Annotated in this window: 14 protein-coding genes; 12 read left to right on the plus strand and 2 right to left on the minus strand. The window is 36.5% G+C overall.

Annotated features, from left to right (window positions below):
* Positions 1-326: 326 nt before the first annotated feature.
* The gene (locus ACLI50_RS12330; protein ID WP_330747316.1) at positions 327-1,736 is read right to left on the minus strand and encodes a hypothetical protein; all 1,410 of its coding nucleotides are present in this window, start codon (positions 1,734-1,736) and stop codon (positions 327-329) included.
* A gap of 44 nt (positions 1,737-1,780) precedes the next feature.
* Complete coding sequence (locus ACLI50_RS12335; RefSeq protein ID WP_202838891.1) at positions 1,781-4,570, minus strand: TonB-dependent receptor; 2,790 nt, start codon at positions 4,568-4,570, stop codon at positions 1,781-1,783.
* Between the two features lie 325 nt (positions 4,571-4,895).
* On the opposite strand from ACLI50_RS12335, the gene ACLI50_RS12340 reads away from it, so the two are divergent.
* From ACLI50_RS12340 to ACLI50_RS12395, 12 genes are all read left to right on the plus strand, one after another.
* The gene (locus ACLI50_RS12340; RefSeq protein ID WP_002977493.1) at positions 4,896-5,570 is read left to right on the plus strand and encodes a response regulator; all 675 of its coding nucleotides are present in this window, start codon (positions 4,896-4,898) and stop codon (positions 5,568-5,570) included.
* A 48-nt stretch (positions 5,571-5,618) separates the two neighbouring features.
* Positions 5,619-6,650 carry a sensor histidine kinase gene (locus ACLI50_RS12345; RefSeq protein WP_110010193.1) on the plus strand — a complete coding sequence of 344 codons (1,032 nt, stop codon included), beginning with the start codon at positions 5,619-5,621 and terminating at the stop codon, positions 6,648-6,650.
* A 133-nt stretch (positions 6,651-6,783) separates the two neighbouring features.
* A complete protein-coding gene (locus ACLI50_RS12350; RefSeq protein ID WP_110010192.1) occupies positions 6,784-7,383 on the plus strand; it encodes an IS1096 element passenger TnpR family protein in 600 nt (199 codons plus the stop codon).
* Positions 7,384-7,675: 292 nt separating this feature from the next.
* On the plus strand, positions 7,676-9,025 hold the full coding sequence (locus ACLI50_RS12355) for an alpha-amylase family glycosyl hydrolase (protein ID WP_343643647.1): 1,350 nt from the start codon (positions 7,676-7,678) through the stop codon (positions 9,023-9,025).
* A gap of 130 nt (positions 9,026-9,155) precedes the next feature.
* A complete protein-coding gene (locus tag ACLI50_RS12360; protein WP_110010190.1) occupies positions 9,156-9,596 on the plus strand; it encodes a hypothetical protein in 441 nt (146 codons plus the stop codon).
* Positions 9,597-9,612: 16 nt separating this feature from the next.
* Entirely contained in the window at positions 9,613-10,263 is a 651-nt protein-coding gene (locus ACLI50_RS12365) for a hypothetical protein (protein ID WP_110010189.1), read from the plus strand.
* Positions 10,264-10,400: 137 nt separating this feature from the next.
* Positions 10,401-11,195, plus strand: coding sequence for a thymidylate synthase (locus ACLI50_RS12370; RefSeq protein ID WP_110010188.1), 795 nt, complete (start codon positions 10,401-10,403; stop codon positions 11,193-11,195).
* 229 nt (positions 11,196-11,424) lie between these two features.
* Positions 11,425-11,643, plus strand: a complete 219-nt coding sequence (locus ACLI50_RS12375; RefSeq protein ID WP_110010187.1) for a hypothetical protein — start codon at positions 11,425-11,427, stop codon at positions 11,641-11,643.
* Between the two features lie 25 nt (positions 11,644-11,668).
* The gene (locus tag ACLI50_RS12380; protein WP_202838893.1) at positions 11,669-14,179 is read left to right on the plus strand and encodes a M1 family metallopeptidase; all 2,511 of its coding nucleotides are present in this window, start codon (positions 11,669-11,671) and stop codon (positions 14,177-14,179) included.
* A 169-nt stretch (positions 14,180-14,348) separates the two neighbouring features.
* A complete protein-coding gene (locus tag ACLI50_RS12385) occupies positions 14,349-15,677 on the plus strand; it encodes a hydroxymethylglutaryl-CoA synthase family protein (protein ID WP_343643650.1) in 1,329 nt (442 codons plus the stop codon).
* 613 nt (positions 15,678-16,290) lie between these two features.
* The gene (locus ACLI50_RS12390) at positions 16,291-19,089 is read left to right on the plus strand and encodes a SusC/RagA family TonB-linked outer membrane protein (RefSeq protein WP_202838895.1); all 2,799 of its coding nucleotides are present in this window, start codon (positions 16,291-16,293) and stop codon (positions 19,087-19,089) included.
* A 14-nt stretch (positions 19,090-19,103) separates the two neighbouring features.
* Positions 19,104-20,567: a RagB/SusD family nutrient uptake outer membrane protein gene (locus ACLI50_RS12395; protein ID WP_202838896.1), complete on the plus strand. Its 1,464-nt coding sequence runs from the start codon at positions 19,104-19,106 to the stop codon at positions 20,565-20,567.
* Positions 20,568-20,718: the final 151 nt, after the last annotated feature.

Here is a 20,718-nt window from a genome sequence, read left to right on the forward strand (position 1 = left end):
TCTAAAAGGAATAAAGAAGTGAGGACATTTCTAAAGCACAATATACTTCCTGAGTTATTTAGCCAAAACTGTTCTCTCACCCCTTTTGCTTTGTATGTAAATTTATTCTTTTGCAAACATAGGAGCCAAAAATTATGAAAGAATATCTGTATTCAAACCCAAAATAACTGTTCATATTCCCTTTTTATATTTTACAATGTGAACATCTATTCATATTCAAAATTCCTAATATTTGTAATATCCCGTAATAACGATAAAAAAAGCCCCCGGAAATTACTTCCGGAGACCTCTATTTGAAATTAAATCTAGGTACTTATATGATGATGTTATAAGTTAAAGTTAGTCCATCCTGCATACCATGTATCCGTAGCATCTTTTACAGCACCTCTGTAAGTAACCTGTGTAAACCAGGTTGCTAATTTAGCGTTTGTAAATGCTCCACCTGTTAATAATGGAGAACCTGAAGTAGGGGTAAAGTTTGGAGTAGTTCCTGCAGGAGCCCAAGCACCGGCAAGTTTTACATCAGCTGTAGAAGCAAGGATGGTGTTTCCTTTAGCATTGAACCATGTAGTAAGGTCAGCTAACGTATACGTCGTCGGCGTAGAAGTTGATGGGCCAAATTTTAAAGGAGTTGTAGTTCCAGCCAATATGTTGTTTTCGAAGAATAATTTGTTACCAACAATATTGTTATCTGTTGGAGAACCTTTCGTAGCATCGATGAATAAACCAACCGGGAATCCTGTGAATACAGAGTTGAATACAGAGATAGAAGAGTTTCTTCTGATCTGTAGTGCATTCTGGAATAGCGCATTGATTGATCCCGGAGCTGCAGAGTTGATTGGCCCGATAATCGTCATGTTAGAGAACGTAGCGGATGTTTGAGGTGTTAAAGTAGAACCGTTGGCATCATTATCAGATTCAAATGCGTTAGAACCTGAAACGTCTGCTACCTGAGAATCTCTTACTGCGATACCAAACTGTACCTTTCCTGAATACCCGTTGTCAGTATCGAAATCGTCATCAAGACCTTTGTAAGAAATAAGGTGAGAACAGTTTACTGTTCCTCCGAACCACTCAAAACTGTCATCGTTAGCATAAGCAACCTCTACATAATCTACTGTAGTTCCGTTACCTACACCACCGAATGTAAGTCCGTTAACCTCTTTATCTGGTAAAAATGCATATCCTGCATATTCTATTCTTACATATTTTAATACACCACTATTATCAGCAGCATTGGTTCCGCCATAAAGTCCAAGACCTTCAGAGTTGTTGATTCCTCCTTCAATTTCTCCAACTCCGTTTGCGCCTCCGAAAGATGCATTGGTAGGAGCGTTTCCTAAAATAACTAAACCTGCCCAGTCTCCTCTTTTAGGACTTGGTTTTTCTGAAGTGAAAATAATAGGGTTGGCAGCAGTACCTTCTGCCATGATTTTACTTCCTCTTGTAATGATCAAAGCTCCGTTTTTATCAGCTTCACCTACAATCTTTGTACCTGGCTCGATCGTTAAAGTAGCTCCGTTAGTTACATATACCAGTCCTCTCAGCTTATAGATTTTATTGGCTTTAAGTGTAGTATTGGAAGTGATTTTTCCTGAAAGAATAAGGTTTTCAGTTTCTCCGTTTCCGTTACCTCCATTTTGAATAATGGTAGGTCCATCTTCTTCTATATTTCTACATGCGGTAGTTGATACTAGAGCGCCAAGCATTAAAGAATATAAAACGAACTTTTTCATGTTATAAAGAATTAAATTATTTATTAGATTATTTGTTGAGTGAATTAAAAATTGTATCCCAGTGTTAAACTGATATTGGTTCCTGTAAGTCTTTCAATAGCAAGAGCATCTTTGCTGTCATACTTGCCATTGTCGTTCAGGTCATGGTAGAATTTGGCACGACGGTTCAGGATGTCTGAAACATTCAGCTTGATCTCTCCTTTGTTGCTCCATAGTTTTTTAGAAAGCTGGAAGTCTAAAAGAGGTCTTGGTGCTTCCCAGATTGGTGGAACCTGATCGTTCCCTACATAAAGGATTCTTCTTCCGATCATGTTGAACAATAGCGTTGAAGACCATCCTGATTTTTCAGTATCATACTGAAGACTTAGGTTGACAGTATATGGAGATTGTCCCTGCATTGGTCTGTCAATATTGGTAGCTTCGTCTGTTACTCTGTTTTTGATTAATGCTACGTTTCCACCCAGCGTAAAGTTTTTAAGAGCGCTTACAAAATCCAGTTTTTTTCTGGCTTCCACTTCCAGTCCGTAAGCATCAGCTTTATCTACGTTAAGATAGTTGAAGGTGTTACTCGTTCCTACCCCGGATTGGTTGAAGTATAATTCGATCGGTTTTTTGAAGTTTTTATAGAAACCTGCCACGGAAATAATTTCCCCGTTTCTTGGGTAGAATTCCCAGCGAAGGTCGGCACTCGTAATTTTGGTTCTTTCGATAGATTTGTTACCGATTACAGTTGCTCCCAGATCAAAATCATAATATGCCAAAGGAGAAACTTCTCTAAATTCTGGTCTTACAACAGTTTGTGAACCTGCAAGACGGATATTCATTTTAGGATTTACCTTGAATGTTAAGTTCACAGCAGGTAAGAAATCTGTAACACGAGTGTTTACAAAACGGTCATCGCTTTTCTTCGTGCTTCCTACCAACTGATCAAAGTTCTCCACTCTTAATCCCCAGACAGCTCTTAACCATGGTGTGAAGTTATTGTCAAACTGTAAGTATCCTGCGTTAAGGATGGTGTTGGCAATATATCTGTACTGGTTTCCTGCAATTTCATCAAATGTGAATCCACCGTTAGTTCCGAAGTTACCAGGATTGAAGATGGTTTCAAAAGGCTGGGAAAGTAATCCCTGATTGAAGTTTTCAAGCCTTACAGAGAATGGTCTTGAGTTGTATATTCTGTCTTTTACCTGGAATAAATAACCTCCTTTGATCGTTTGTTTTTGTCCAAACATCGTAAACGTCTTGGAAACATCACCTCCTGCATTATATAAATAGTCGCTTAGGGTGGAGTAGAATACACTTCCTGATTTTTGAGAAAGACCATTAGAAATTAATGCTAAATAAGGGCTTCCCGGCATATTCGTATATTGGTTATACTGTAAACGCTGCAGCAAAGGAATGTATTGATCAAGGATTCCGAAACTTCCGTACCAGTTCACGGTCAATCCGCCAAGTACATCAATTTTATGATTACCGGAAAGGGTAGAGTTATAGAAAGTTGTTTCTTTAAATCCAATTTCCCTTGCCATGATATTGGTACCGTTAATCGGATCAAATTCAAAGTCCTTTCCTGTTCTGAAGGACATGTGATTTACCGTATTGTTGGTGATGATATTCTTTAAGGAGATTTTATTATTGTTGTTCAGCTTTAAAGAAAGGTTCAACATCCCTCCTAAAATAATATCATTGCTGTATTTTTCTGTAAAATAATCGAAGTTGGTATCAGCAAGCTGGTCGTTGATAGTAAAGAAACGGTTGGTAGATTCGGTTCTTCTTTTGTTGTTACTATAGTTTAAAACAGCAATTACTCCTAAATCTTTTCCGAATACTTTCGTGTTGAAACCTCCGTCTAATTGTAAACTTAAGTTTTCAGGATAACCAATGCTGTTGTATCCCAGATTCTTGGTATATCCTTTACCAATCTCTGTTTTTTGTGCTTCAGTCAGAATACTGAAAGCATTTTTCGCAGGCATATTGGTTGGAAGTTTTCTATAGCCGTCATCAATTCCTAAAAAGTCCCATTTTCCTCCTTTCTGCATATGGAATTCCTGTCCCATAGTAGCAGTGTTTCCACCTACACCTACCTGTACATTGAAGAAGTTTTTATTAGGAATATCCTTCGTATTTACCTGAATCAAAGCACCTCCCCATTCTCCTGTATATTCCGGAATGAACGTTTTGTTGATAACAAGGGTTTCGATAACGTTAGCAGGGAAAAGATCAAAAGAGAAAGTCTTTCTGTCAGGCTCCGTACTGGATAACTGAATACCGTTCAGCATGGCCTGGTTATAACGGTCTGATAAACCTCTTACTACAATATATTTTCCGTCGAATAAACTCACCCCTGAAACTCTTTTCAGAACTTCACCGGTGTTTCTGTCCGGACTTCTTTTAATCGCTTCAACACCGATAACCTGAGAAACTACACCGGCATTCTTTTGTAAACCGATGGTAGAGGCTATGGTTTCTTTTCTTGCGTTTGATTTTATGACAACTCCCTCAATTTCTTTCTCTTTGGTAGAGGGCTTATCCAGAACGATATCAAGATGGGTGTTACCTTCATTTTTGATAATAACTTCACTGATCTCTTTTCTGTTATACCCGTTGGAACTTACGGTTACAATGTAATTGGTGCCAGGGGAAAGGTTGATAGAGTAGTATCCGGAAATGTCAGTGGTTACTTCCTGACCATTTACTTTTACCTTTACACCTTCTATTGGAGTATTATCTTTCTCGTCCAATACCCTACCTTCCAAAATCTGACTTTGTGCAAAAGCATAGCCAGCAGAAAACAAGGCAAGTAGCATGATGCTCTTGTGGAGTTGTTTTTTCATTATTACTTCTTTTACTTCTTTTTCAAGGGCAAAATAAAGGCTAAGTTTTTAAGAAAACTTTAGGAGAATCTTAATTAATTATGAAGTTTGTATTAACGAAAGAACAGATTTTATACTTATCGATGTTTAATTTATATAATTATAATTTTTGTTTTAATGTTAATTATTATTCCTTATATTTGATTTGTGTATATTTATTTATTGATTTTTTTATTGATTTTGTAATTAATGTGTAAAATGTAATTTTTTAATAATTAGTTAACATTTGGCGGATAGATGAAATCAATTGAAATAATTAATTTTGTGGGAATTCTTAAACTAGAAGATGAGCAAAAAAATTCTTTTAATAGACGATGAACTGGACATTTTAGAGATTCTGTCTTACAATTTGGAAAAAGAAGGGTATGATATCTATACCGCTACCAATGGTAACGAAGGTATAGAAAAAGCAAAGGAAATTGTTCCGGATCTTATCTTATTAGATGTCATGATGCCTGAAAAAGATGGTATAGAAACCTGTCAGGAACTTCGTAAAGTGAAAGAACTGCAAAAAACACTTATCGTGTTCCTTTCTGCAAGAAGCGAAGAGTTTTCTCAATTAGCAGGTTTTCAGGCGGGTGCTAATGATTACATTGTAAAACTGATCAAACCGAAAATCCTTATCTCTAAAGTAAATGCATTATTACAGCTAACCTCTCAGGTGTCTGACAATGCTAAACTCATCGAAATCGGAGACCTTGTTATCGATAAAGATAACTTCAGGGTTTCCAAAAGCGGACAGCAATTTCTTCTTCCTAAAAAAGAATTTGATTTGCTTTACCTTTTGGCTTCCAATACTGAGAAGGTTTTCAAAAGAGAAGAGATCCTGGAAAAAGTTTGGGGTAATGATGTGATCGTAGGAGAAAGAACCATTGATGTTCACATCAGAAGACTAAGAGAAAAACTGGGAATCAATACGATTCAGACATTAAAAGGGATTGGGTATAAACTGATCGTTTAATTATTTAAAAATCCTAACTTTACGTTCAATCATTAAAACGTTGTAAAATTGAAATTTTACAGACTTACCCTCGTTGCCTCCTGTCTGCTGACACTGGTAATGCTCCTTTTAGTAGTCGTATTCGATTCGCTGAAAGATATCTATTATGAGACCCCTTTGTTCAAAACGGGTCTTTTCATCTGTATTATCCTGATCTTTATGATCAACTGTGTAGTACTGGAGCTGCTCTTTAATTATTACGGAAGAAAGCAGGTGAAAGGACTTTCCGGAATCCTTCCTCAGGAAATGGTTCATGATAATGATGAAAATATAACCATTAAAGAATTAGGAGAAAGATTTTCAGACCTTAATCAGCAGAGAGCTTCCGAAATTGATATGATGAAAGAGATGGAAAGTTACCGTAAAGAATACATCGGAAATGTTTCCCATGAGCTGAAGACTCCTCTTTTTTCTATCCAAGGATATGTAGAAACCCTAAGAGACGGCGGCGTGGATAATCTTACAATCCGTGACAAATATCTGGAGAGAATTGATAAATCGGTAGAAAGACTGATCGCTATTGTGACAGATCTTGATATGATTAACAGGCTGGAAGCCGGTGAAATCAATCTTACCGTTTCAAAATTCGATGTGAATCTTCTGATCAAAGAGATTTTTGACCTTCTTGATCTTGAAGCTGAAAAACGAAATACAACATTACAAATTCAGACCCTTCATCCGCAGATTTTTGTGGAAGCCGATAAACAGAAAATCTCCCAGGTTTTTATTAATCTGATTTCCAATGCTATTCATTATGCCAACAGGCAGGAAGCAAAAGTGATTGTAAAAACCAGTGTCCTTAAAAATAAGGTACTGATCGAAGTGATAGACAATGGAATGGGTATCAAATCTGAAATTCTTCCAAGAATCTTCGAAAGATTTTATCGTGTGGAAACCAGCAGAAGCAGAAGAGAAGGCGGCTCCGGACTCGGTCTGGCTATTGTAAAACACATCCTTGAAGCTCACAACGAAAACATTACCGTAGAAAGCGTTTACCTTGAAGGGACGAAGTTCAGTTTTATGCTTGAAAAAAGTAAATAATTCCGGCAAAATGTAAGAAAAAAAAATATTTTAAAAAATCCTGAAATATTTTTTTGTCACATGTCATTTATTATATATTTGCAACAGAGATTTATCATAATTATAAAGGCAAAAAGTAATTTAAGAAACTGATATGGTTTACAAAATCCGCGTAATATTAGATGCGAAAGAGGATATTTTCCGTGATGTCGAAGTTAAGGGAAAACAAACGTTATGGAACTTACATTTAGGAATTAAAAGTGCATTCAGTCTGCAGGGAGATGAGCTTTCTACTTTTAATCTGTTGGAAGATGACGGAACGATCGTAAAAAGTGTCCCATTGGAAGATATGAGTGATGATGGTGATGGTGAGATCATGTCAGATGTTTACATTGATGAAGCTTTTGAAAATGTAGGTGACAAAGCGCAATTCCAGTATGGACTTCTTGATCTTTGGGAATTCTTCTGCGAGCTTGTGGAAGTAATTGAAGAAACAAAAGGCGTGAACTATCCGATCACTGTATACAGATTTGGAAATGTTCCATTAAAAGCTCCAAGCAAAAACGGAAGTGCCGGAGGTGGCAAAAAGAAATCAGCAATGCCATTGGTAGATGATGAGTTCGGTTTTGATGATGATTTCGGAGCGGGAGGAAACTTTTCAGACGAAGATGATGACAGCTTTGATGATGAGGAAGAAGAAGACTACAATGACGATGTCTTTGATGATGAGGATGACAATGATGATGAAAGATAATCATACAATATACTGGCCCCGGATTTAGATCCGGGGCTTTTTTATGGAGTTTTACTTATGCTTTTTTTACAGAATTTCTTTAAACTTTTATTTTTTGAAACATTAAGATTGGTATTAAGTTGTTAATATAAGCTTCGCTTTAAGCTTAAAAATCAGAATGATTCATCTTAACTAGACTTTATTTCTTAAATCCTTCTTAATGGTTTTAATAGATCCAGCATTTTTTATAAGTCTAAATACTACTTATCCTTTTTCTCCAAAAACAATCCTTACTTTTGTTAAAAATAGTTTAATGAAAAAATTAATTTTGTTAGCTGTAATTGGTCTGGGAATTGTTTCCTGTACCACTCAAAAAAAAATCCGGAAGATGACAGAACTGCCAAAAGATTGGAAACATAATACAAATATTTACGAAGTAAACATAAGACAATACACTCAGGAAGGAACTTTCAAAGCATTTGCAAAAGAAATGCCCCGACTGAAATCTATGGGAGTAAAAACACTCTGGTTTATGCCTGTTACTCCGATTGCCCGGCAAAATAAAAAGGGAAGTCTGGGGAGTCCTTATGCCGCAGCAGATTATACTTCCATCAATCCTGAATTCGGAACCCTGCAGGATTTTAAAGATATGGTGAATGAAGCTCACAGGTTAGGATTCAAAGTCATCATCGACTGGGTAGCCAATCATACCGGCTGGGATCATCTATGGACAAAAACACATCCTGAATTTTATCTTAAAGATCCGGATGGAAAATTCCATATTGCTTCCGGAATGGATGATATTATTGAATTGGATTATAAAAACCAGGAAATGCGCCAGGCAATGATTGATGCTATGAAGTTCTGGGTACAGGAAACCAATATCGACGGATTCCGGTGTGATCTTGCTTCATGGGTGGAAGTCGATTTCTGGGAACAGGCACGTCCTGAAGTGGAAAAAATAAAGCCTCTTTTCTGGCTGGGAGAATTTGATGAGCTGGAAAGTCCGGAATATGGTAAAGTTTTCGACGCAAGTTATTCCTGGAAATGGATGCACAAATCTGCCGACTATTACAAAAATAATGAACCTCTTCAGGAATTAAAAGATCTTCTGAGACAATACTCCAATATCGGAGACGCTTCAATGAGAGCCTGGTTTACCACCAATCACGATGAAAACTCATGGAACGGAACAGAATATGAAAAATACGGAGTCATTACAAAACCTATGGCAGTATTCTCTGCAACATGGAATGGCATTCCGTTATTATATTCCGGCCAGGAACTTCCAAATATGAAGAGATTGGAATTTTTCGAAAAAGATGCTATCAAATGGACCAATACCTATCAGGCTGCAGATTTCTATAAAACATTATTGGATTTAAAAACATCAAATCCTGCATTAAGAGGAGGTGATTCCAATGTGACCACCTATCTTCTTAATACGACAGCCAATGATAAAATTCTTGCTTATGTAAGGAAAAATGGGAAAGATGAAGTGCTGGTAGTCCTGAACATGTCAAAAGAACCGCTTAATTTCTCCATTGAAGACGAACATCTGTCCGGAACCTTCAGAAATGTTTTTGATAAAACCAAAAGAGATTTCAGCAATGGAAAAGATTTTAGTTTTAAGGTATCTGATTTTGCCGTATTTGAAAAGTAATATTTAAATCTTTGGCTTTATCTTAATGCATAGTCACTAAGCAGTACCTAATTCCCCTCCGCTGGAGGGGTGTCAAAATCTATGATTTTGACGGGGTGGTTTATCTGCCCGCAATAAAAAAGATCATCCAATGAACAAACAGGAAATAATCAATATCATTAAAGCAAAAGCCGCAGATAAAATCCGGTATTTTGAAAATCTTATTGCAGAAACACGGGCTTCCAACAATGACACCAAAAGCTCGATGGGTGATAAATATGAAACCGGAAGAGAAATGCTTCAGCAGGAAATCAATAACCTGCAGAGGCAGCTCAATGAAGTGTTGAATCAACAGGCTGTTTTGCAGAAAATAACTTCTGATCCTTCGGAAAAAGTTCAGAACGGAACATTGGTGAAAACCAATAAAGGAATGTTTTATGTTGCGGCGTCAATGGGAGAGATTATTGTTGAGAACCAGAAAATCATGACGGTTTCTGCAGAATCTCCTTTAGTGAAGGCTATGTTTGGCAAGAAAATGGGAGAGACATTTACCATCAACAATATCAGTCAGGATATTGAGCATATTTGGTAATAATCTTTAAAATAATATGAAAATTAAAAATTTATTTTTCCTTGCCTTTTTATTGGTAGGTTTGGCGGTCAATGCACAGGTTCGTGCCTCCGTTTCGTCAAAAACGTATGATCTGGAAACAGTTAAATTTACTGTAGATGGTTTTGTGTTTACACTTAATGCAGACGGGTCAATTGCTGATTTTAATGCTCCTGACCTGAATGGCAAGCTGGAATACTATGATGATCAGGTTTTTGATAAAGTGAAATATGGAAAACTTAAAAGCATTGGAAACGTTAAAATAGATTACTGGGAAGATTCTACTTTCACTAAGGAAAAAGCCGGTAAGCTGAAACGTTTAGGGAATATTTCCGTAGACTATTGGGAAGATTCTGCCTTTACTGAAGAAAAAGCAGGTAAGGTAAAGAAAATAGGAAATCTTGCTATAGATTATTGGCCTAATGATATCATAGATAACAGCAAGATGGGCAAGCTGAAAACGATAGGATCTATTGTGATAGATTATGGAGCAAAAGACGTGATTGATCAGAGTAAGTATAAAAAGCTTGTAAAATTCGGTCCTGTGAGTCTTGATTATTATACTGATAGTTTTATAGACGAAAACAGAAACGGACAGCTGAAATCCATTAACGGAAACAGTGAAAAAATTAGTGTCTCTGTATTGTAATCCATCTGTTGTCTTAATTGGCTGAGAGTGTAGTCTATACATTCATTTATCGAAAAAAACATAAATCTCTTATAAAAAGTATCCATAGGCAGGATGCTTTTTTTTTACTAAATTTGGTCCATAAATTCCTTATCAAAATGCAAAACTACCTGGACCTTTTACAGCATATTTTAGACAACGGAACTGATAAAACAGATAGAACAGGCACCGGAACAAGAAGTGTTTTCGGATATCAGCTGAGATATGATCTGTCTAAAGGATTTCCCTTGGTAACGACGAAAAAAGTGCATTTGAAATCCATTATCTATGAGTTGCTTTGGTTCCTGAAAGGAGATACCAATATTAAGTATCTTAATGATAACGGGGTAAGCATCTGGGATGAATGGGCAGATGAAAATGGAAATCTGGGACCTGTTTATGGTGCACAATGGAGAAGCTGGAATGGAGCAGACGGAAAAGTAGTAGACCAGATTACAGAAGTAATTGACCAGATCAAAAAAAATCCGGATTCCAGAAGACTTATCGTATCAGCATGGAATGTTGCAGAAATTCCTAACATGGCTTTGGCTCCTTGTCATGCCTTGTTCCAGTTCTACGTAGCTGATGGTAAATTATCGCTGCAGCTGTATCAGAGAAGTGCAGATGTTTTCCTTGGTGTACCGTTCAATATTGCAAGTTATGCATTGCTGCTGATGATGGTAGCTCAGGTATGTGATCTTGAAGTAGGGGATTATGTTCACAGTTTTGGAGATGTTCATATTTATAACAATCATTTTGAACAGGTAAACAGACAGCTTGGAAGAGAACCACGATCACTTCCTACAATGAAATTAAATCCTGACGTTAAAAATATCTTTGATTTCGATTTCGAGGACTTTACGCTGGAAAATTATGATCCGCATCCGGGGATCAAAGCTCCTGTAGCCATTTAATTTTTTATATCTTTTTATTTTTTAAATTTACTTCTATTACTTTCATGTGAATAGATGATATTGTCTGTGGTCATAAGTCAGGGAATTAGAATATAAATCCTTTACTACGCTTTCTTTTGGCAATAGTTTCTTACATTTGGAAGAACAATGCCCGTTCACCGGATTTCTTTTGTAAGATGATCCGTTGGGAGGCAATATATCATAAATGTCAAATGCTTAAGAACAGATTATGAAGTATTTAAAAATTAATATTGAAGAAAATGCAGATATTGAAGTACTGAAGAATGCTGTACTTCAGCTGAAAGGTGTGGCATCCGCAGAAATAGTGGATGACGAAAATCCGGAAAGTGAACTCAAAAAAGCGTTTGCAAAAACGAAGGAACAACTTAAAAAGGGCGACTATGAAACCCTTGTTAATGATATTTTCGACATCATCATAAAAAAATAATTCTAAAAAATAATAAAGCAGACCGATGAGAAAGGCTATTTTATCAATTGCTATACTTGGAATTTTATTTTCCGCCAATGTATCAGCACAAACCGAAACTTCAGGAAGAGAAAAAGTATACAGAGCTACCCACACGAAAGTAACGGAGCTTAAGCACACAAAACTGAAAGTGAATTTCGATTATCAGAAAGAACAGATGAATGGGGAAGAATGGCTTACCGCTTCACCTTACTTCTATGCCACCAATGAGCTTACCCTTGATGCAAAAGGAATGCTGATTCATGAAGTGGCTCTTGATAACAACGGTAAAAAGTCTCCTTTAAAATACGAATACAAAGATGATGTTCTAAAAATTACGCTGGATAAAACTTATCAGAGAAATCAGGATTATACCGTTTACATCAAATATACCTCCCGCCCGAATGAAGTGAAACAACAGGGAAGTATGGCAATCAATGATGCAAAGGGTTTGTATTTCATAAACGCTCAGGGAACAGATCCCAACACGCCAACGCAAATCTGGACACAGGGAGAAACAGAATCTTCTTCAGCATGGTTTCCTACTATTGATAAACCCAACCAAAAGACAACACAGGAAATCTTTATGACAGTTCCTGATAAATATGTAACGCTTTCCAACGGTCTTATGAAAGATTCTAAAAAAGAATCCAACGGACTTAGAACCGATCATTGGGTGATGGACAAGAGACATTCTACTTATCTTTTCTTTATGGGCGTTGGAGAATATGCCATCGTAAAAGACAAATGGAAAAACATTCCTGTTGATTATTATATTGAAAAGGAATACGAGCCTTATGCTAAACAGATCTACGGAAATACTCCGGAAATGATCGACTTTTTCTCCAAAAAGCTGAATTATGACTATCCATGGGCGAAATATGCCCAGATTTCCGGAAGAGATTATGTAAGTGGTGCAATGGAAAATACCACAGCCACTCTTCATGGAAGTGATATCCTTCAGAAACCCGGTCAGCTTATCGATGAAAATACATGGGAAGATACCATTGCCCATGAACTGTTCCATCATTGGTTTGGAGATCTGGTAACGGCAGAAAGCTGGAGCAACCTTACCGTCAATGAATCTTTTGCTAACTATTCCGAATACCTTTGGAATGAATACAAATATGGAAAAGACCAGGCAGATTATCACCTGATGACGGATGTGAATAATTATCTTCATAATCCGTCCGATTTTAATAAAAATCTGGTGAGATTCAATTACGAATCCCGTGAAGATGTTTTTGATCTTGTAACATACCAGAAAGGAGGTGGCATTTTAAATATGCTGAGAAACTATCTTGGAGATGATGCCTTCTTTGCCGGAATGAATGATTATCTGAAAACCAATGAATACCAAAATGCTGAAGCCCACCAATTAAGATTGTCTTTTGAAAAAGTTTCCGGGAAAGACTTAAACTGGTTCTTTAATCAATGGTATTTTGGAAGCGGAAACCCAAAGATTAATTATTCATCCACCTTTGAGCCGGTAAAAAAACAGGTTGCCGTAACCATTAATCAAACTCAGGAAAAACCATTTGAATTTCCTCTGGCTATTGATGTCTATGACAATGGAAAACCTAAAAGATATAATGTCTGGGTAAATGCAGAAGCAAAAAATACATTCAGTTTTGATGTTTCTAAAACACCGGATCTTGTCAATATCAACGCAGACGGAGTTTTACTTGCTGATATTACGGATACTAAAACTCCGGAACAGAATCTGATGCAGTTTACCAACTCCAAGGAATTTAAAAGCAGATATCTGGCTCTAAACGGAATTAAAGATCAGGCCGGGAAAAACCCTGCAGCTGTAAAATTATTGGCTGCTGCATTAAAAGATCCTTTCTTCAGAGTAAGAAAAAAAGCATTAAACTTAATGGACCTTACTAATCCTGAACAAATGAAAGCATTGGGTGCTGAAGTTGAAAAACTGGCTTCCAATGATCCTAAAACATTGGTACAAGCGGCAGCTATTACGGCTTTAGGAAAAACAAAAGATAAAAAATACCTTCCTTTATTTGAAAAAGGTGTAAATGCTGTTTCAAATGCAGTAAAAGGAAGTTCAATGGGTGCGCTTCTTTCTATTGATCCGTCAAGAGCAAACAGTCTTGCTGATAAAATTGATATGAAAGGTGCTTCAGAAGAATTGCAGGCACAATTGCTTCCTGTTATTGTAAAGAACAGAATTACTTCACAGATAGAAAATATTGCACCTCTTGCCACTTTTTATCCATTCATTAAATTCCAGAATCCGGAATTGGGAAAAGCAGCAGAAGACGGTTTCAACTGGATCATGACTTCCGATAACCTGAAAGCTACTGAAAGTGTCACTAAAATAGCAGGATATGCCAAAAACCAAATGGCAGGCAATCCACAGGCTAAAATGATGATGGTTCAGACGCTGAAAGATGGCTTGAGCAAAAAAATGGAACTGCTGAAACAGAATCCGCAAAACGCCGCAAGTATCAACAAGCAGATTGATGTCATCAATAAAGCAATTGAAAATTATAAGTAAAATAGATAAAGCCGGCAAATATGCCGGCTTTCTTTTACTGTTAAAGGTTTCTGGATTACTGTATTATATTTTAAAACGCATTGGTTTTTAATGATGTTGCAAAAATTAGCATTTTTTACCACTGTTTTTTGCATTATCTTTCATAAATTCGTTTAAAATTTAGACAATTATGAGTTTTGGAATTGAAGCAGCGGGTTATTATGTGCCTGGTTTATATTTGGAGATTAAGGATTTAGCAGAAAAAAGAGGGATAGAGCCGGCGAAATTGGAAAAAGGCCTGGGTCTTCATAAAATGGGACTTTCTGATGTTCACGAAGACGCTGCCACTTTTGCAGCAGAAGCGTTACTGAAGCTTATAAAAGATTATGAGATCAACCCTGAGGAAATGGCAAGAGTATATCTGGGAACAGAAAGTGCTGTAGATGCGGCAAAACCTACAGCTTCCTATGCTGTACAAATGGTAGAAAAAGTATTGGAAGAAGAATTTGGAACAAGATGTTTCAGAAACTGTGATGTGCTTGATATGACTTTTGCCTGCGTAGGGGGAGTAGATGCTTTACACAATGCTCTGGACTTTGTGAGGGTAAATCCTGATAAAAAAGCAGTTGTGATAGCCAGTGATTATGCAAAATATGAATTGGCTTCTTCAGGAGAATATACACAGGGAGGTGGCGCGGTAGCCCTTTTGGTTTCATCCAAACCGGACCTTCTTGAAATTGAAAATAATTGGGGAGTTGCTTCAGAAAGTGTTTTTGATTTTTTCAAACCCAGAAGATCATATAAAAAAGAAGACTTGAATGGGGCTCCTGAAACATATCCAGAAAAGATTGAAATTTTTACAGATGAGCCTGTTTTTGACGGACAATATTCTAACCAATGCTATCAGGATAGAATAAAAGAAGCTTATTATCATTATAAAGAATTAACAGGACAGGATAGACCATATGAAAACTGGGAGTATATTATCTTCCATCTTCCTTATGCCTTCCACGGAAAAAGAGTTTTCACAGAAATCTACAGTCTGGAGAATGGTCTTTCCTATGAAACGGCTGATGAACAGAAAGCAATCGCTAAGTCAGAAAATTATCTGAAATTAATCAATGATAAGATAGAAAAGACCCAGAGAGCTTCTTCTGAGATCGGGAATATGTACACCGCTTCTATTTTTATGGCATTTCTTTCTGCTTTACAGACATCTTTTAATGAAAATGAAGAACTTTCAGGAAAAGAAATTGGCTTTGTGGGATATGGAAGCGGATCGAAATCAAAGGTGTTTGCCGGGAAGGTATCCGGAAACTGGCGAAAAGTAGCAGAAAAATGGAATTTATTTGAACATTTGAACAGGAGAACTGCTGTTGATTTTGAAACCTATGAAAAGCTTCACAGAAAGCAGCTGAAAGATTCTGTAAATAAAAATTACAAAGGCTTTGGACTTGTCTCTATTGAAACAGAAAATCCTGTTTTAATCGGAGCAAGATACTATCATTACCAGAAGTAACTATATTCTCAGTAAAATTGTATAAAAGCATCTCATACTTTGGGATGCTTTACTTTTTTATCTATAGAGATATTATGGTATTTTACAGTTGGATTATTTGTAATTTTAATAATGAGACAGTCAAAAAACGACAATAAATGCTGTGTGAAATTCTCTACAATTCATTTGAACTCAGTAAACAGTAAATGAACGGTTTTTTTAATTGTTATGATGAATAAAAAATTATGAAACAGGAATTCTCTGTTGGCAGAAGGCTGTTTTTTATATAAAATTTAAGAAGAAAGCCTGTTTTTCACTCCATTTTCTTTAAATTGGTGAATTATTTATATGTATTTTTTACTTCACAATTTGTTATTAATGTTTATTTTTTTAATCATTTATTTTAAATTAATGAAAATTGATTTTAATTTTAAAATTTATTAAAATTTCGTTAATATACAAATTGACTTATTTTTTGTTAATTTTTTAAATATTTTCAAAATGATTTCTCATCATTTTTTTTAGATGAATGTGAATCTCTCTGTTCTGGAAGCGTGTTTTCAGCATTCAGCGAATTGATGTTATAGATATTTATCGACATATTTGTCGCTTGAATATATTAAAATCTGTTAATATGAATGTGAAGTTACATGTATTAAGTGCAGGAGCTTTGTTTTTTTTGGGACAAGCTGCTTTTGCGCAAAAATCTAAGAATGATTCTGTTCTGAAGGAGAATAAGATCGATGAAGTAATCGTTACTGGATACCAGAAGAAAAAAGCAGATGAAATTACCCAGGCTCAGGCTGTTGTTGGTGGTGATGAAATCAGAAGAAACTCTCCTACAACATCTATCGGTAACTCTTTACAGGGTAGAGCTTCAGGGGTATTTGTACAAAGTACTACCGGGCAGCCAGGTGCTGCTGCTACCATCCAGGTAAGAGGGATTGCCGGTGTTGGTGGTTCTTCAGAGCCTACTTATGTAGTAAACGGGATGTATATGACTGCAAGACAGTTCAGTGCAATCAACCCTGCAGACGTAGAGTCTATTTCAATTCTTAAAGATGCCGCTGCTACAGCACAGTATGGTGCGAGGGGAGCAAACGGGGTAGTAGTAGTAACTACTAAAGCCGGAAAAGCTGGGAAAACTCATTACTCATTTGAGACTAAATTTGGTTTTAGTGAAAGGCTTAAGGATAATAACTACACCATGATGAATTCAAGAGAGTTGATGGATTTCCAGAATCAATTGGGATACCTTGGATTTAAACCAAGATCTCAGGAAGAAATGGATAGATTGGCTGCTTATGATCATAACTGGCAAAAAGATCTGTTGAAGCCTTCAAGCATCCAGTCTTACTTATTCAGTGCCCAGGGTGGTTCCAGAGAGAGTACTTTCTATTACTCTTTAGGATATGATTCTGATAACGGGATTATCAGAGATATCGACGGACTTAAGAGATATACAGGTAACTTTGGATTTACCAATAAACTGAGTGAAAAACTGAACGTAGGGATTAACCTGGGGGTTCAGTATCAGGAAACTCAGAATTTTATGGACAGAAACAATACGCAGAACCCATTCGGAGCCATGTATAAATATGCTCCATATGAACCGGTTTATAATGCTGATGGTAGCTATAATCAAACAATGAGAGCGGGTTCTAACGTTGTTGAGCAGATCCGTAATTACAGACTGGATGATCAGAGGTTAAGAATCCCGGTTACTTTATTCGCAGAATATAAAATTATCGATGGTCTGAAGTTTAAAACAAACTTTAACGGACTTTTCGATTGGTACATGGGAACTCAGTGGTTGAAGAAAGGCTCAAACCTTGATTTAACGTTAAACAACAAAATTCCTACAGGGTCATTGAACAAAAATTCATTCTACACATTTAACTATACCTGGAACAACTCCATTAACTATAAAAAGTCATACGGAAGCCACAACTTCGATTTCTTAGGATTTATCGAATATAACGATAACTACAACGAAACGATGAATGGAGGGGCTTACGGATTGAAATCTCCGGTAATCAATGTTCCATCTATTACTACACCTTCAGATAGAAATACATTTACTGGAGTTAAAGTAAGAAATACTTTATTCAGTTTAGCGGGGATGTTAAACTATGACTATGAAGGTAGATATTTGGTAACAGGATCGTTGAGAAGAGATGCTTCTTCAAGATTTGGTGCCAATAACCAAAGTGGTATTTTCTGGTCTGCAAGTGCAGCCTGGAATATCGCGAAGGAAGACTTCATGAAAGGTGGGTTTATTAATGATTTAAAGCTTAGAGGATCTTACGGTACTACAGGTAATGATGGTACTTTACCTGATTATTATAATGTCAATAATATCAGCTACGGTTTATATGGTGCTAACGGTACTTCTTATCCGGGAACAGTTTCAAAAGGTGATTATATTATTGGTAACAGCAATCTTAAATGGGAGTCTAATGCGATTACCAACTTAGGAGTTGATTTTACGATGTGGAACAGAAGAATTCGCGGATCCGTAGAAGTATATCAGAACAAGAGAAAAGATTTCGTACAGCTTGTACCTTTGGATAAACAGGAAGGTGGATACTACCAGTATATCAATGCAGGAGACATGTCTCAGAAAGGACTTGAAGTTGAACTTAGTGTAGATGTGATCAAACAAAAAGATTTCCAATGGAATCTACATGCTAACATCTCTTTCCAGAAGTCTGTTCTTGACAGGCTAGCAGGTGACCAGACAGAAAGAAATTTAGGATATACTTATCTTAAAGTAGGTGAAACTCCATATGTATTCTATAATGTTAGGTTTGCAGGAGTAGATCCAAGTAACGGAAAAGCATTATATTATGATAAAGCTGGAAACGTTACGGATGTTTACAGTGCTTCAAATGCTGTTCCTCTCACTGATAAGTCTCCATTCCCAAAAAGTTTTGGTGGATTCGGAACTACAGTTCAGTACAAAGGACTTGATTTCAGTGCAGATTTTGCATTTAAGCTGGGCGGATATACTTATAACAACATGTATTTTGCCGCTGTTAATCCAACTTTGGCTGTTGCAGGTAGAAATATGGCACAGGCTGCTGCTCAGGTTTGGCAAAATCCTGGAGACACAGGAGTATTCCAGAAAGTTGACTCAAATGGTATGCGTGATTCTGATCAGTGGATTGAAAAATCAGATTACCTGAGATTAAGATCACTTACATTAGGATATACATTTGATAAAGCATTCCTTGGAGAAGGATCGCCAATTAATAAGCTAAGAGCATATGTACAGGGGCAAAATTTATTTACGGTAACTAAATTCCACGGAGAACCTGAAGTTTCTGTAGGATCCGCTGACTCATCATCATTATTTGTTCCCGGATCATTTAACCTTTATACTTATCCTGCTGTCAGAACAATCCTGGTAGGATTGCAATTAGAATTTTAATATTGAATAGCTTTATGAAAAAGAATATAATAAAAATAAGTTTAGCTGCGTTAACTGCCTTTGTATCGTTAACGTCTTGTGACAGAAATTTAGATCAAATCTCATCAATCAATGAAGATCAGGAGCAGGCAATGACGAGACCTGAGACCTTCAGACAGGCCATGGACGGTGCCTATACAGCGCTTAAAGGAGCTGGGTATTATACGAGTGATACAGGAAACCAACTTATCATGGGTGATCTTACCACTGATAACCTGGTTCGTACAACTACAGGAAGAAATACCAATTTTGCGGCGTCAAACTTCGAATTCTCATCCGATAATTCACAGACAACAGGTTTGTTTAGTGCAGCTTATCTTGTAATCAGCAGAGCTAATTTTGTTTTGAAATATATCAATAACGGAGTATTATCCGGAACACAGAAAACAAATTTGGAAGCTGAAGCAAGAGCATTAAGAGCAATAGCTCATTTTGATATTGTGAGAGCGTATTCCCAAATCCCAACTCAATCTGCAGGAGCTAAAAATACGATCGGAATTTATTATTCTGAAACATATTCTCCTTTAAGTAATACATCATCCCGAAATCTTACTGTTGATCAGGTATATGATAAAATTACAGCAGATCTATTATTTGCTGCTGATAATATAACTCAGAATGATGCTGATAAAGGAAGATTGAGCAAAGCAGCTATATACGGATTATTGTCCAGAATTGATCTTTATAGAGGAGACTATGTTAATACTATCAAATATGGTGAATTAGCATTAAACCTTTCTCCAAGTATCACAACATTGGATAACTTTACAAGAATCTGGAAAGAAAACGAAGGTATATCCAGAATTACTGATGGAGTATTATTCCAGATATCGAACTCTGCAGCCGAGCAAAATACGGTAGGAGTTGCATACAACCAGTCAGTTCCGGCTTTAAGATCAGAATTTGTTGTAGATTACGATTTATATACAGCTTATACATCAAATGATGTTAGAAAAGGAGCTTACTTTACTGTGGGTACATATAGCGGACAAAAATACAACCACGTTACAAAATATTCTGGTAATGGTGGTCCTTCTAATATTGTACCGGTTAAATATCTTAGATCTGCTGAAGTATTATTGAATGTAGCTGAAGCATATTACAGAACAGGTAATGGTGCACAGGCTTTGGTTCTATTAAATAAATTAAGAGCTGAAAGATATTCATCATTTACACCTGGTACAGAAACAGGACAGGCTCTTTTAGATGCTATCCTGAAAGAAAGAAGACTGGAGCTTGCATTTGAAAATGACAGATGGTATACATTGAAGAGATTAAACCTTGCCGTTCAGAGATCAGGTAAAGGAGATCTTTTTGATGGTACCGGTACCCCTGCAGTTGCACAGACTCTTGAAGCTGGAAGCTACAAGTGGCAGTGGCCAATTCCTATTTCTGCTATTCAGGCAAACCCGAATATTAAGCAGAATGATCAGTATTAATCATATTTAATTTTGAGGGATCCTATTCTTATGGGAGTAAAATTGTATACTCGAAAATAATATATTTTAATATTAAAAGTAAAGGCATTTCATTATATGGAATGCTTTTATTTTTTGTCCTGTCCTGAAATAAGTTGACAGTTAGTTCGCT

The sequence above is a fragment of the Chryseobacterium cupriresistens genome (assembly GCF_046614675.1).
GTDB lineage: Bacteria > Bacteroidota > Bacteroidia > Flavobacteriales > Weeksellaceae > Chryseobacterium > Chryseobacterium cupriresistens.

Bases quoted from the DNA above. Each gene is read 5' to 3' on its own strand.
- ACLI50_RS12355 (WP_343643647.1), top strand. From the start codon at position 7,676: ATGAAAAAATTAATTTTGTTAGCTGTAATTGGTCTGGGAATTGTTTCC.
- ACLI50_RS12390 (WP_202838895.1), top strand. From the start codon at position 16,291: ATGAATGTGAAGTTACATGTATTAAGTGCAGGAGCTTTGTTTTTTTTG.
- ACLI50_RS12350 (WP_110010192.1), top strand. From the start codon at position 6,784: ATGGTTTACAAAATCCGCGTAATATTAGATGCGAAAGAGGATATTTTC.
- ACLI50_RS12380 (WP_202838893.1), top strand. From the start codon at position 11,669: ATGAGAAAGGCTATTTTATCAATTGCTATACTTGGAATTTTATTTTCC.
- ACLI50_RS12330 (WP_330747316.1), bottom strand. From the start codon at position 1,736: ATGAAAAAGTTCGTTTTATATTCTTTAATGCTTGGCGCTCTAGTATCA.
- ACLI50_RS12370 (WP_110010188.1), top strand. From the start codon at position 10,401: ATGCAAAACTACCTGGACCTTTTACAGCATATTTTAGACAACGGAACT.
- ACLI50_RS12340 (WP_002977493.1), top strand. From the start codon at position 4,896: ATGAGCAAAAAAATTCTTTTAATAGACGATGAACTGGACATTTTAGAG.
- ACLI50_RS12385 (WP_343643650.1), top strand. From the start codon at position 14,349: ATGAGTTTTGGAATTGAAGCAGCGGGTTATTATGTGCCTGGTTTATAT.
- ACLI50_RS12335 (WP_202838891.1), bottom strand. From the start codon at position 4,570: ATGAAAAAACAACTCCACAAGAGCATCATGCTACTTGCCTTGTTTTCT.
- ACLI50_RS12395 (WP_202838896.1), top strand. From the start codon at position 19,104: ATGAAAAAGAATATAATAAAAATAAGTTTAGCTGCGTTAACTGCCTTT.
- ACLI50_RS12365 (WP_110010189.1), top strand. From the start codon at position 9,613: ATGAAAATTAAAAATTTATTTTTCCTTGCCTTTTTATTGGTAGGTTTG.
- ACLI50_RS12375 (WP_110010187.1), top strand. From the start codon at position 11,425: ATGAAGTATTTAAAAATTAATATTGAAGAAAATGCAGATATTGAAGTA.
- ACLI50_RS12360 (WP_110010190.1), top strand. From the start codon at position 9,156: ATGAACAAACAGGAAATAATCAATATCATTAAAGCAAAAGCCGCAGAT.